Source organism: Oribacterium sp. HCP3S3_B9, assembly GCF_052064255.1.
Taxonomy (GTDB): domain Bacteria; phylum Bacillota; class Clostridia; order Lachnospirales; family Lachnospiraceae; genus Oribacterium.
In genome coordinates this window covers 1-13195 of record NZ_JBQHVY010000016.1, presented here as the reverse complement: position 1 = coordinate 13195, position 13195 = coordinate 1, and the positions used below count along the sequence as shown (strand labels likewise).

Annotated in this window: 16 protein-coding genes and 1 pseudogene; 2 read left to right on the top strand and 15 right to left on the bottom strand. The window is 46.3% G+C overall.

Features of this window, described 5'->3' with window-relative positions; all coding sequences use genetic code 11:
* Nucleotides 1–98: 98 nt before the first annotated feature.
* From ACTNC3_RS08455 to ACTNC3_RS08420, 8 genes and pseudogenes are all read right to left on the bottom strand, one after another.
* Nucleotides 99–440 (bottom strand): annotated as a pseudogene (locus ACTNC3_RS08455) (UDP-N-acetylglucosamine 2-epimerase); the annotation flags it as partial.
* Complete coding sequence (locus tag ACTNC3_RS08450) at nt 406–828, bottom strand: RloB family protein (RefSeq protein ID WP_441227130.1); 423 nt, start codon at nt 826–828, stop codon at nt 406–408. The pseudogene ACTNC3_RS08455 and the gene ACTNC3_RS08450, both read right to left, overlap by 35 nt.
* Nucleotides 829–832: 4 nt before the next feature.
* Complete coding sequence (locus ACTNC3_RS08445) at nt 833–2188, bottom strand: AAA family ATPase (protein ID WP_441227129.1); 1356 nt, start codon at nt 2186–2188, stop codon at nt 833–835.
* Nucleotides 2189–2678: 490 nt separating this feature from the next.
* Nucleotides 2679–2888, bottom strand: a complete 210-nt coding sequence (locus tag ACTNC3_RS08440) for a type II toxin-antitoxin system HicB family antitoxin (protein ID WP_410044093.1) — start codon at nt 2886–2888, stop codon at nt 2679–2681.
* Between the two features lie 258 nt (nt 2889–3146).
* The gene (locus tag ACTNC3_RS08435; protein ID WP_410044092.1) at nt 3147–3542 is read right to left on the bottom strand and encodes a putative toxin-antitoxin system toxin component, PIN family; all 396 of its coding nucleotides are present in this window, start codon (nt 3540–3542) and stop codon (nt 3147–3149) included.
* 14 nt (nt 3543–3556) lie between these two features.
* The gene (locus ACTNC3_RS08430) at nt 3557–3859 is read right to left on the bottom strand and encodes a type II toxin-antitoxin system RelB/DinJ family antitoxin (RefSeq protein ID WP_410044091.1); all 303 of its coding nucleotides are present in this window, start codon (nt 3857–3859) and stop codon (nt 3557–3559) included.
* Between the two features lie 145 nt (nt 3860–4004).
* A complete protein-coding gene (locus tag ACTNC3_RS08425; protein WP_441227128.1) occupies nt 4005–4343 on the bottom strand; it encodes a hypothetical protein in 339 nt (112 codons plus the stop codon).
* Nucleotides 4344–4352: 9 nt separating this feature from the next.
* Nucleotides 4353–4865, bottom strand: a complete 513-nt coding sequence (locus ACTNC3_RS08420) for a GHMP family kinase ATP-binding protein (protein ID WP_441227127.1) — start codon at nt 4863–4865, stop codon at nt 4353–4355.
* Nucleotides 4866–4955: 90 nt separating this feature from the next.
* Between ACTNC3_RS08420 and ACTNC3_RS08415 the strand changes: the two genes are divergently transcribed.
* The gene (locus ACTNC3_RS08415; RefSeq protein WP_441227126.1) at nt 4956–6896 is read left to right on the top strand and encodes a hypothetical protein; all 1941 of its coding nucleotides are present in this window, start codon (nt 4956–4958) and stop codon (nt 6894–6896) included.
* Nucleotides 6897–7086: 190 nt separating this feature from the next.
* On the opposite strand, the gene ACTNC3_RS08410 is transcribed toward ACTNC3_RS08415, so the two are convergent.
* From ACTNC3_RS08410 to ACTNC3_RS08390, 5 genes are all read right to left on the bottom strand, one after another.
* Complete coding sequence (locus ACTNC3_RS08410; protein WP_441227166.1) at nt 7087–7173, bottom strand: hypothetical protein; 87 nt, start codon at nt 7171–7173, stop codon at nt 7087–7089.
* Between the two features lie 23 nt (nt 7174–7196).
* Nucleotides 7197–7481 (bottom strand): magnesium chelatase domain-containing protein, encoded by a 285-nt coding sequence (locus ACTNC3_RS08405; protein ID WP_441227125.1) that lies wholly within the window; start codon nt 7479–7481, stop codon nt 7197–7199.
* The gene (locus ACTNC3_RS08400) at nt 7466–8071 is read right to left on the bottom strand and encodes a transposase (RefSeq protein ID WP_441227165.1); all 606 of its coding nucleotides are present in this window, start codon (nt 8069–8071) and stop codon (nt 7466–7468) included. The genes ACTNC3_RS08405 and ACTNC3_RS08400 overlap by 16 nt, the downstream gene beginning before the upstream one ends.
* A 470-nt stretch (nt 8072–8541) precedes the next feature.
* A complete protein-coding gene (locus tag ACTNC3_RS08395) occupies nt 8542–8949 on the bottom strand; it encodes a putative toxin-antitoxin system toxin component, PIN family (protein ID WP_410044082.1) in 408 nt (135 codons plus the stop codon).
* Nucleotides 8946–9212 carry an AbrB/MazE/SpoVT family DNA-binding domain-containing protein gene (locus ACTNC3_RS08390; protein ID WP_410044081.1) on the bottom strand — a complete coding sequence of 89 codons (267 nt, stop codon included), beginning with the start codon at nt 9210–9212 and terminating at the stop codon, nt 8946–8948. Before ACTNC3_RS08390 ends, ACTNC3_RS08395 begins: the two co-directional genes overlap by 4 nt.
* Before the next feature lie 314 nt (nt 9213–9526).
* On the opposite strand from ACTNC3_RS08390, the gene ACTNC3_RS08385 reads away from it, so the two are divergent.
* The gene (locus ACTNC3_RS08385) at nt 9527–10810 is read left to right on the top strand and encodes an IS4 family transposase (protein WP_441227124.1); all 1284 of its coding nucleotides are present in this window, start codon (nt 9527–9529) and stop codon (nt 10808–10810) included.
* Here ACTNC3_RS08385 and ACTNC3_RS08380 read toward each other — a convergent pair.
* Entirely contained in the window at nt 10807–11202 is a 396-nt protein-coding gene (locus ACTNC3_RS08380; protein WP_441227123.1) for a hypothetical protein, read from the bottom strand. The genes ACTNC3_RS08385 and ACTNC3_RS08380 overlap by 4 nt on opposite strands.
* Before the next feature lie 667 nt (nt 11203–11869).
* Nucleotides 11870–13057, bottom strand: a complete 1188-nt coding sequence (locus ACTNC3_RS08375; protein ID WP_441227122.1) for a YecA family protein — start codon at nt 13055–13057, stop codon at nt 11870–11872.
* Nucleotides 13058–13195 lie beyond the last annotated feature (138 nt).

Below are 13195 nucleotides of genomic sequence, written 5' to 3'. Positions count from 1 at the left end.
ATATTCATCCTCGCGCAAATCATTTCCATCTTAATCTATACGTTTCACAATTCATCCGATGCCCGCTTTCTTCCACGGGCACCGGCCTCCCTCCTCTTTTATTCTTTACTCGTCTTCATCTCTCCGTATTCCAGTATATCCGCGATTCTTTCGCATGCGTGTCCGTCCCCGTACGGGTTCGCTGCGTGTGACATCTTTTCATACTCTTCCTAGTTATCGAGGAGCTTCGTAAACTCGTTATAGATTACCTCCTCCGAGGTGCCGACCAGCTTCAGCGTTCCCGCCTTGATGCCCTCCGGACGCTCGGTGGTATCACGCATCACCAGTACCGGCTTGCCGAGTGACGGTGCCTCCTCCTGAATTCCGCCGGAATCCGTAAGGATCAGGTAGCTATAGTGCATATAGTTATGGAAGCAAAAACAATTCAAAACCGGGATTGGTAACAGCTGCGATATCGGATTTTTCAATTTGTTCAACCAGTTCATCATATCCCTGTACCTTTTCTTCAAAAATATCTGCATCGAAGACAACGACCATTTTATCTCTATCAATATCAAAATCGTTATCCGCAACATTTTTTTGCTCAAGCGCAAATGAAATTAGCTTTTTGGCATAAGAAATATCTTTATCCTGCCCCGTTTTTTCCCATAAACGGATATCAATGAGCGGGTGAATACCAAGTTCTTTTCTCAAATCAATCAGCTTTTTAAAATAAAACGTTTCTGTATTTGCACCCTCACAAATAAAAAAATATTTTCTGAATGGCTCAACCTGTTCTTCATGGTCGCTTTCCCTCTTGTTCCAATTTGTATATGCATGTACCGGCATTTGTTTAGCCCTCCTTTCGGAAAGTAAACTGTTTAAATACAGGAATCGCACCATAGCGGCCTTCCAGATAAGCTTTACTCAGTTTCTTATCATATCTTTCCTTGAATCTATCCAGGGAATAAATCTTGCTGGCATTCGTCCCGTCACGCTCTACGAACCATATTTCGTCTCTGCGGAACAGTTCCTGATCCATGATGGTATCTTCATGTGTTGTGAACACCAACTGCACTCTGTCAGCCTCATGGGCCTCCATAAACAGTTTTAAGAAATGCTCCGTCAGCTTAGGGTGGAGACTTCTTTCCAGCTCATCAACCACAAAGACTACATCTTCTCTTTTACTCATCAGCATATCTATCAGATCGAACAGTCTCTTCGTTCCGTCAGATTCCTCATGAAAGCTGAAATCAAATACCAGATTTCCATGTTTTAAAACAAGCGTTGTAATTTCCGGTTCACTCGCACCGGCAATGCGAATGTTAAAGAAACCATCTGCAATTCTCCATGTCATTTTCAATTCCGGAAGATTTGTCATCTGCATTTGTTTCTTCAAGGTATTAAAAATCTCATACAGAACGTCCTTAGGGACCATCTGGCTCATTTCTTCCATGGTGATCTGTTTTGTCTTGATTTCGCTGACACCGGTATCAAAAGTTTTGATTAAACTGCTTATGGTATCCAGAGATTCCTCGCTATAATAGGCATCTGTATCAGAAATGCCGATGTTCGGATTAATGACAACGATATGATTTATAATCCATTCAAACACATTTTTGAAGAACAGCAGTTTTGAATTGTCCTCATACTTCTTTCCTCTGTTCATCTCTGCCAAAAAGAGCTGAGTATTATGACCAGCAAAATCTTCGGCATACACAGCAAACCTGTTTTTTTCAGAAGTGGTTGGATTCACCCCATCTCCCAATACGGGCGCTTTCTCCTTTTCTCTCATAAACAGATTATGGGCAGAGCCATCCTGCATCAGTTCAAAAAGCCACTCTTCCGTGATTTCTCTCTTATTTAAAATTGCAGAAAAACCATACGCATAAAATTTATCTTCTACCGTAAACTGTAATTCGAAGACACTTTCTCGATTCTGATTTTCCAGGCTATTTCTGCAAAAGTCGCTCGCTGAATTTACCGGAAGACCTTCGATGAGTACCTTTTTAATAAAAGCGACCACCTTAACAAGATTTGATTTACCCGAAGCATTCGCACCATATACTACAGCGTTTTTCAATATATTTGTCTGCTTAATTTTTACTCTGTGGCTTTTGTTCGTCTGAATTTTACTGGAAGAAAGCAAAGATAATTCTTCCTTTTTATCAAATGATTTGTAATTTTCTACGGATACTCGTAATAGCATAATCAACACCTCTCCTACCATGAGACTATGATGGAATTATCTGACTATATTATACGCTGTAAAAGTCAACCACACAATATCAATTTCTGTATATAGAGTTTTTTTCTCTATATACAGAAATGAATTTCGAAAGTGATCATTTTCACTTCGTGAAGTCATCAAAATCAGATCACATCTCGCGAGCACCCACACAATCGACGGCTATAATGGATCCGTAAAATCAGACACTGAGCAGGTCCGTGACAGCTCATGAAATCATCCCTGGCGCAAGTTAAATCCAGCATATTCTGACCTGCTCCACATTATCCGGGCACTGCATACGACGCTGTACTTCTACCATTCACTGCCTTTGATTCTTCCGTCATATTATTTGCGTTTTTATCTATACGTCAATCACTATATATCCGCCGCAGAGAGCTGATCTCGGAAATGTCAAAATAACAGTCTCGCGCGGCGGAAGAATGTAAAATTCTTATGTGCACACGGCATGTTATGCATATATCAATCTACCTTTAGGTGCTGGGATTTCTCTACCTAATGCTTCCGCTGTTTCCAGCCATTCAGAAATGACTATTTCTACGTTTTCCAGGGCCTCCTCTGCTGTCGCACCATCTGCCATACAGCCAGGAAGTTCCGGAACATCTACGATCCATTTTTGATCTTCTTCAGACCAAAAAACTATACGCTCATATTTATGCATGTTTATACCTCCAGCTCCCACTCTCCGAAACCAATCCGCCTTCCTCAAACACCCGACATACCCTTCGATAGCTCTCCACGTCCCCGACATCATACCGCTTCCCCGGCATCACGAACGCGTGCATCGGCACCTGCCGGCTCAGCCACGCCGCGAAGCTTCCCGGAGCGTCCGCTCCGTATTTTTCTTTATGGGGCCTGGCCCCAATGTCGTCAACTTGCTTTACTATGAAGATGGCCCCAACACCGTACCCAAACGCTATTATTTTTTCAGGATTTCCAGCATCTCTGCCGGGGTAACAATGAAATTTCTGACCGGATAGTGTTTCTGATTTCCCGTCACAAGATAGGCATCGTCTTCACGCTTTTCCATTGCAACCTCATAGAACACAAGGTCATCCATATCAATCAGTATTTCACCGGTTGGTTTTGGCATCACCTCAACGCCAAACTGCCGTACAGCTTCTAACACTGTCTGAATCGTTTCCGGGTTTAAATGAAACTTTTTTCGGCTTAATACCTCTTCGTATTCCGCTAAAATGTCCGGGTGATACAGTGGGATAATTTCTCCTGACAACATCGCCCGAAATACTTGTCGTGGAGGTGAGTCCGGGTTTTTGGTAATAACAGCTGACACGATTACATTTGTATCAACCACGGCGTAGCATCGCATCACTTTGCCGCCTTTCTAGCCGCTCTCACATCCGCTATCTCTGCATTGATTTCATCCAAAGTCATCTCAGGAACGGCTTCTGCCTGCTTAAACATATCATCTAAAGCACTCAAAGCTTCCGTTCTTGTCACAACGCCTTTTGGCAAAGTCGTATCAAATGGAATCCCCCGTACCATCTTGCTTCTGACAAAAAACATTCTGATAGCCGTTGGAATGTCCATCCCTAAAGCTTCGTAGATTTCCGTCACTTCCTGTTTCAGTTCTTTATCAACACGTGCCTGAACTAAAGTCTGTTCTGCCATAATGAGCGCCTCCCTATTTATATTCGTTTCACATACCACCGTATGATTTTCATATATTCATTATGCGTTATTCAACTAAAAATATCAAGCACTCAACAGAATTTCACTGTGAATGTGAACTTCCTGAAGATTTTCTAAAGCCACTTTACTTCCCTTCAAACACCCAACATACCCTTCGGTAGCTCTCCACGTCCCCGACGTCATACCGTTTCCCGGGCATCACGAACGCGTGCATCGGCACCTGCCGGCTCAGCCACGCCGCGAAACTTCCCGGCGCGTCCGTGCCGCACCCCGCGGCCAATGCTTCCGGAATCCGCTTCACGTCCTCCCGGCGATAGAAATAAAACGGCGGCACAGCGAGATGCCCCTTCGGCACCTTCGGCTCGCCCCAGCGCGCGAAATGCTCCGCAAACTTATGATTCGTCACCACGATAAACTCATCGATCTCCGGATCCGCCGCGAGATCATTCGCCCTGCACAGCACCTCACAGGACTAATCGAGCTTACCGCAGTTCACCCCAACATACTTATTCTCCGCCGCCTTCGCCATCAGGATCAGCTCCATCGGCTCCAGCTGTATATGATTCACCCTGCACAGCGCCACGAGAAAGGCAATGATGACGGCCGCAGAGGAGGACAGCCCTCCGATCGGCAGCTCGCCCTCGATCACCGCGCTCATGCCCACCGAAAGCGTATACTTCTCCGACAGCATCAGCGTCGCCCCGCGAAGATGATCCGCCCAGTCGCCCACCTTCTCCGGCTCGATCGAACGAATGTGAAACTGCGCCCGCTTCGGAAAGTTCAGCGAACAGAGCTCGATGACACCGTTCTTCTTCGCACTGTACGCGATGTGGATTCCCTTATCGATCGCAAGCCCATGGATCTTCCCGTACTGGTGGTCAATGTGGGCACCGAGCGGCGAGATTCTGTACGGACAGAATACCTCACCGTCAGGTTCTCTATGGAATGCGACTCGTAAGTTCCTAAATAATTCATCTGTTTTCAACCCTCTTTTATAAATCTATGGTAATATCATGTATAACTACGCCGCATACAAGTGGCTTAATCTTTTTATTTTTAAGAAAGGAAAATCATCATGAATTCAAGTTCTGAATCCGCACTCGTAGCTCAGCGCACTTCCCGCGCCCTGACCCGTTCTCTGCAGCCTGTTCTTCTCTTCATCCTGGTCATTTTCCTTGCACTGGTGTCATCCTGTTCTGCGATGGCTGCTGAGCCTCCGAACGCTGCTCATCCGCCTAGTCGTACTGTGTCCTCTTCTCCGGCGCTTCGTACATCTCGCACCCGGAACGCACTCCGTCCGCAGTCCGATACCGGCTGGTACTATGCCGATGACTCGCGCCACTGGTACTACCAGGTCCCTGTCCAAGCCACTTCTCTGTTCACCACCACACCTCCATCCGCCTCACCTCCTGACGCACAGGATTCATCATCCCCACTTCTTAAAACCGGCTGGCACCATGACGTCGACGGCTTCACTTACTACTTCGATCCGTCCGACGGTCACATGCTTGCAGGTTCCCACACGATCGATGGCATCGAGTACAGTTTCCTTCCGGAGCGCGACCGCGGCAACTATCATCAGGACAGCCTCGGTGCCTGGTTCTATCGCGCCAACGGCCTCGCTCCGTATGGCTCTCTTCTTAATTATCGCTCTCGGAACAAACGTCACTCTTCACCGGCTGCCACTCGTCCGACGAATACAGACTGCGATAAGTCGTTAATCGACTCAGAGGATCTCGTCACCGATCGGCTCACAATCCCTCCGAAGGCCTCTCCGTCTGAGCTGACCCGCGACGATGACACGGATGCCAGCACGACCGCCACACCATCCGAGATTCCACGTGAGGATGATCCTCCGGCCACGCCTTCCGAGCCGCCACGCTCCGAAGACACTCCGCCTTCACCCCCGGACCCGGACTCTCCAGATCCTGCCGAGATGCCAGATCCTCCATCCCCGCCAGAGACTCCAGATCCAGACAATCCGGATCCGCCATCCCCTCCTTCCGACGATCGCGATCACGCTCACACTTCAGATCCTTCGGTCCATTGTATCGCGACCGATGACTGGCAGACGATCCTTGCGAACCGTGACGCCTACGGCGACTGTATCAAGAATCACTGCACTGCGCTTCTGTGCCTGAGTGGTCCACCAGTTTCCTGGCCACTCCCGTCGACCAACACCACGACGCAGGACTATCCGCTCTATGTCTCGCTCGTCGACGCTCACGATGACCAGCTCACCTTCGCGCAGGCCTACGCCATCCCGGAGCTGAGCGCTGTCCCGATGTATATCGGAACCAGCCTTCATGACTCTGAATCTACACCGATTTATAAACAGTCGAACTTAGGCGGCATCTGCGATACCTGGCTGTTCCGTATGCTAACCGGCACCGGAACGAAATCACCGTTCAGATTCTATCTTAAAGATGATGACGGCACATACTCGCAGCACGAGTACCAGTATCCAGGCTATCAGATCCGCATACCGGCTGCAGATGAAGACAACGGTGCCGCCCGGCTCCCGCTTCAGGAAACCGTGAAGTATATCAGTCGCGGCTACCATACAGAAAACGCGCCTGTGGAAAAGCTGAATTATACCAAATATCTGGCTCGTAAATCGTGGAAAGAAAGCAAACTGGCCCAGCTGTACAGCGAAGCGGAGTCGAAATCCTCCCTGTGGTTCCCGTCCGCCCAGGAACTTCGCGAATACACGCTAGCGAAAACGGAAGAGAACACTTACCTTCCGCTCGACGCCGATGGTGATCCGTTACTCAGTATGTACCTAAAGCCTGAGCGCTACCTCCCGGCCCTCGCCGACAGCTGGCGCAGTGATGAATCCTACTGGCTCCGAAGCACACCATCCGCCTACCTCAGTGAGGATACCTACGCCGAGCAGGGCATGTCCGACGAAGCCAGCCGCGACGAGTACTTCCTCCAGGCCGACAGCGCTGGAAACATACGCGCCGCACACTACGACGACACCGCTGCCGTGCGACTGATGTTTACTATTAAATAACTTACGAACTTTCAATTATTATTTCCATCCTAATCTATACGTCATATACTACTCATTCGGTGCCTGCCAGTCAGCAGGCACCGAATTATATGCATATTTTAGTTAGTTTTACACCTCTTGGCCAAGAGGACTGCTTGTGTTCTCTTAGACTGCAAATGTCATGATGAATAATTCAGGCTTTGTTAACAGCTCACATATAGCTAACCTTCCTCCCATAATAATCGCTGAACTTTGCAGTGATATGTGCACCGCTTCCTTTACCGGCAGCGACGACAATCAGTTCGTCGGACCAGGCGCTGATTATTCGGTTTCTTTCCGGGAAATACCGATCGCCATCGCCAGATCAAAGTGCGACCCGCTCTTCTTGATATCGCCCGGTGCCAGACTGATGATGACACGCTTCTTAGGAAATACATATCCGGTCTCATCGATGGCCGCCTGTACCCTTTCCGATGCCTCTTTCACTGCCTGATCACCAAGGCCGATCACCGAAATAGATGGCTGACCATCGAGTGTTTTCGTTTCGATATCTACCTGATATCCATCGATTCCATCAATCGCAAAGCTTTTTACCAAGGAAGCCATACGTCATTTTCTCCCATCACTTTTCTGATGCCGTCTTCTTCGACGACGTATTTATGTGCCGTATTTTCTACAAACTCCCGATACCCGAAGATCCCCTTCGGGCCAAAATATGCTAATGTCTTCTCCGGTTCTGTGATGCCATCGTCCTGCAGACGTATGATCGTTTTATAAGAACTATAGCGATAGTCCTCCGGATGCGCCGCCATCCTCGCCTTCACCGGATTCAGATGAATATACCGGCTTGTCTGCAGAAAATAATCATCCGTTTTCACTAAACAGGACTTGTATCTCCGCTCGAAAACATGCCCGCTATAGCCATGATGGCGGTTATAGTACATCGCATATTTTCCCGAAAGATGCATCATAAACTGGCCGATTTCAACATCTCCCGTCTCTACCAGAAGGTGAAAATGATTCGTCATCAGGCAGTATGCATGGATACGACAGTCATTATTTACTGATTGCTGCTGCATGATTTTCAGAAACACCTGAAAATCAAATTCGTCTTCAAAAATTTCCATTCGGCGGATTCCACGTGCCATCAGATGATACGTCGCACCGGGAAACCACTCTCTACATTGTCTGGCTATGGCATCGATGACCTCCTTAATCGAAGTTTACTGTGGGAGAAGATGTACGCGAAATATGCGCTTACAGGATAACAGAACATGAATCATCCACTGGGTGGATTCCGTAGAAGAATCTTTAATATAACCAGATTCTAGCACGAAGTTTCAGAATTGCATATGGTCGTTAATCAGACTATATGAAGCGGTTTACCCCACGTGTTTTCAAGGGGTCTCGAGATTTTGCCTTTAAAAAATTTTTTGACTTTTTACAGAAATCAGCCCTGACGCAAGTTAGATCCAGCATATTCTGACCTGCTCCGCATGATACGGGCAATGCATACGACGCTGTACTTCTACCATTCACTGCCTTTGATTCTTCTATCACATTATTTGCATCTTTATCTATATGCTAATCACTATATATCCGCCGCAGAGAGCTGATCTCGGAAATGTCAGAAAAACAGTCTCGCGCGGCGGAACGAAATTGATTCTCAATAACTCTGCATATATTTTTCCCAGAATTCCTTAGCTGTAATAATTTCAATATTCTCAAACTTTTCTAAAACCAGCAAGTCTTTATCACCGCTTACGATATACAGCGCTTTTGCATCTTTGGCGCATCCAAGAAACTTGTCATCGTCAGGATCTCTGCTCAATTCGACATGTGTTACAGGTTCAACTACTTCCAAAGCCTGTACCAGCGGTGCCAGCAATTGACGGTTAATATGCCCCTGCTTCCTATCGATCATTTCTTGCACGATTTCCTCGTATTCATCAATAATCTCAGTTGTAGCGCATGCCGTCAATCTGCTTTCTACCACCGCATTTAAGATTTGTCGAGGAAATCCGCCAAAGAAAACTCCGGAAATTAAAACGTTCGTATCAACAACTATTCTCATTTCCGTTTACTCTGCCTCACAGACTTAATGATATCGTTTACGTCTTCTTCCTTATACCCAACCGAAGACGCCCACTTCTGCGCTTCATCAAGAGATGCTTCAAACTCTTCTGCCGTCGGCAGTTTCAACGTTTTCAGCATAATAACATCTCCAGAAGCATACGCCACTAACTTGTCACCAGCATCAATAGACAATAACTTTCGGATAGCAACAGGTAAGGAAATCTGCCCTTTAGATGAAACTGTCAAAACCTGCGTATTCATATAATGCCTTCCTTTCAAAAGTAAGATTTTCTTACTAAAATTATGCCACAATCCATTTCTTTGTGCTACGCGTGCTACTTCGAATTTACAAATATTTTAGAATTTGTTTATTCTTTCTTTATGGGGCCTGGCCCCAATGTCGTCAACTTAACATTTAGATCCACGCGAAAGCGTGGGTCTTATTTTTTTACAAATAAATTTATCAAAAGACTTGACAAAACCTCCCGAAAGTGAGGTCGCTTCGCGACCTTGTCAGTCAAGGGGATGTTCGCAGCGGCGCGAACCCTTAACCGCACTTCAAGGAGGTCAGTCTTATGAATCGAATCAACATCTGCAAAAACATTATTCAATCCATCCGTGATTATATCACAAATCCGGATAACCTCGATGCTTATCGTGAAAAAAATCGCTTCGTCCGTAAGCGGAAACTATCGATTTTTCATGTAATCATGTACCTGCTCTTCACCTCGAAAGCGTCCATGTATCAGAACCTTTTCAAAATCCGAACGGAGCTGAAAAACCTTGAATTTCCTGATGTTTCCAAGCAGGCGCTCTCCAAAGCCCGCCAGTCCATTCACCCGGATTTATTCCTTTCACTCTTTAACATCTCCGTTGATTTGTTTTATAAGCAGCAGCCTCAAAGACGGACATGGAACGGTTACCATCTTTTAGCTGTTGATGGTTCCAAGATCGAACTACCTAATTCGAAATCCAATTTCGAATTCTTTGGCGAAATGTCGACCTATCCAAATCCAGAGCGACGTTTCACTTCGGGGCTGGCATCGATCATCTATGATGTTCTGGACGATTACATCGTTCACGCTTCTCTCAGCCCGTATTTGGCCTCTGAGCGTACGGCAGCGAAGGAACACATCGCAAATCTTGAAGCACTTGATATCTTCGCCGATAACAGCATCGTCATATTTGATCGAGGCTATTACTCTGAAGGTATGTTTCGCTTCTTTTCTGAACGAAATCATCTTTGCCTTATGCGCTTGAAAGCCAACACAAAGATAGTTAAAAACTGCAAAGGCGATACCATGTCCATCCTACCGGGCAACCCAAAATCTGGAACAGAAGATGTAAAGATACGAGTCGTCGAGGTCGACCTTCCGAATGGAACCCAGGAATATCTCGCTACAAACATTTTTGATCCAGGCATTACGCCGTCGATGTTCCGTGAACTTTATTTCTATCGCTGGCCGATCGAAGTGAAGTACAGAGAGCTCAAAAACCGCCTGTGCCTTGAAGAATTTTCAGGAGCAACTGCCGTCTCGATCATGCAGGAATTCTATATCAATGTTCTTCTCTCAAATCTTGCATCTCTTATCAAAAACGAGGCCGACAATAATCTGCAAATCCCTGCAGAAAGCGCCAACAAGCACCGATATCAATCGAACAGGTCCTTTATCATTGGCTGTCTCAAAGGCTTACTTCCTAAAATTCTGTGTAGCATTCTCAAACCGACCTGTATCGATCGATTATACAAAGAAACGCTCCGAACCAAAGGAAAGGTGCTGCCAGGAAGATCCTATCCGAGGAAAAAACTCAAACTGGTGTGCCGAAAGCATTTCAACAACAAAAAGGTAGCGTTTTAATTCTGCTCAAAATCAATACCGCTGAAGGAGTTTCTTAACGGAGCTCTGTTAAAGTGCGCCTTCTTTAAAGATTTTTCGCTGGTATTCAAATTTTCCGCCGCCTTTGTGATATCATCCTTCTGGTAACTAATCTTAAGTTGACGTTGGGTTGACGACATTGGGGCCTGGCCCCAATGTCGTCCAAAGTCGCTTAAGCCGGATGCTCTGGCAGCGAGTATGATCTGATGCCACTCTTCATCAGAGCGGCGAGGTGCACGTTTATTCATCATGGGATTTCCTCTCTTCTTAAGTAGAGTAAAATAGTCCCATAGTGGAAGCGGCAGTGTAGTGAAATGATCCACCACTGTAAATGCCAGTGGGAAGACTGAGACTAAAATACTCTCGTTTTCCATGATTATGGCATTTTCAAAAGTATCAAACTAGCCGCACTGACACTGAGCGCTTACTTTATATCTCCACCAGTGGCCATTTTCCATCTCTATCTATATATATACATCACTCAACCGGCTGCAGGTTGCCTGCTGGCCGATTAGCGAGTTTATAGAAATTTTAGAAATTGTTTATTCTTTCTTTATGGGGCCTGGCCCCAATGTCTGGCAGATTTTATGGAGCACATTAGCATCCGGCTTACAAATGTTGTTCTCAAATCGGCTGATGTGCATACCAGAGAATCCAATTGCCTCTGATTATTCCGTTGCGCCGGAGGCGCCAGTCCGGCAAACTGGGAAGCAGTGTTCCGAGAGCAGAGCAGCACCTAAAAGCAGCTTGTCTGTCCATCTCGGCATCCTTGCATTTGCGTCAAGGCCTTGCCGTTATTGACGGTGCTAGCAGCCTTGACGAAATTGCAAGGATGTCGCATGCTTCTAAAGCTGCAGCTTTTTGGCCGGAATGGTGCTGCTCTAGCTCCGGTCTACTGCTGCAAAATGCCCCATAATATTCAGCCTCACCAAAGTTTTTGAGCGAAAGGCCCAGATACGATCTGAGATCATGGATTCTATCTCCCATTTGTGTGTACATGATATCACCTTACCAGTCAATAAAGGGAAGTCTTTTACTCTTTCACGCGATATGTATTACGATAGTCTTCGCATCGGCAATGATGCCAATGAATGCGCTCAAGCCATCGACCTCATCCAGCATGCCAGGGAAGTGCTTAGACATTGCAAAAAGCTGATCATCGTACACCGCGATCTGGTTTGGTCCATCCTCACTCCGGTTCACAACGCATTTGACTATTTCCGGAGGATTATCATTCAGCCTTTCTTTGGAAAGAATAATAGACTCATCTGTTCCGTAGAAGTAATAGTCCTCAGTGACCTGCTCCATCATTTTCTCCGGCGCAAACAGAACAAATGAATCCCACGGCTTTTCTTTTTTGTTCATCATTTTGTCCTCCTTCTTCTCTTTATTTCTGTCTTTTTCAGTAGCATCGGTTTTAGCACCGATATTGGTTCCGATATCAGCTCTTCCGTGACACTTCTTGTATTTCTTCCCGGAACCGCAAGGGCACGGATCGTTTCTGCCGACTTTTATCTTTTTGACCTTTCCATTCTCCGTTGTTGTAAAGGAGCCGAACCCAGACTCGTAGTCCACCTTAACGCCCATAGCGTTAATGTCGCTCTCGGCTTCTCTCATCATTTCTGCCATCTGGCTGCTCATCGGAGCAATGGAATTCGGCATTCTGAATCCACCCAAAGCCTCCTGCAGCTTAATCGGCTCCCAACCTCTGTTCTCTCTTAGGTTGGTGTGGTTATAACATTCTCCTATCATTCCGGCAATCGCCATGTAGACATCCATGTCCACAATGGGCATACCGTCATGTCGTTCACTTGTAATACCGGCAATTGCCTTCTCGATTACTTCTTTCATCTCTTCGCCGCTGTAGAAACCATCCCATATCTCCTTGATTCCAGGGACCTTCTTTTTGAGCTTCTTGTAATAACTGTTTGCAATCATCCCAGTCTCGCTCAATTCTTCAATTTCAGAACGATTTGGAATATAGAAGGGCCTTGGTCCCTGATCCTTAATCAGCAGTTCTACTTCACGTTCACTGATATGCAGCTTATCCCCTTGGGCCTTATACTTTTCGTACTCTTCGCCATCCTCATAGATGGTCGGTGTAAAATATCCAGGTGCATAGCTCAATGCCTCAAACTCGTCCAGATTGGAATCGATATAATCGACTTTCCCTTCTGCTGCTTTTATTGTCTCATCCCTGTCAAGCTTGCCGCCATATAGTCTTTCCAAAACTCCAAACGGAAACACACCGTAGAGTGTTGTTGACTGCCTAGATTGACTTCGGGCTGATCTGCTTGCGTGTCACGAGATTGATCTGTATACTGTCATGAGATTAAAAAGAAAGAAGGTCCGGGGTACCCTCTTTGC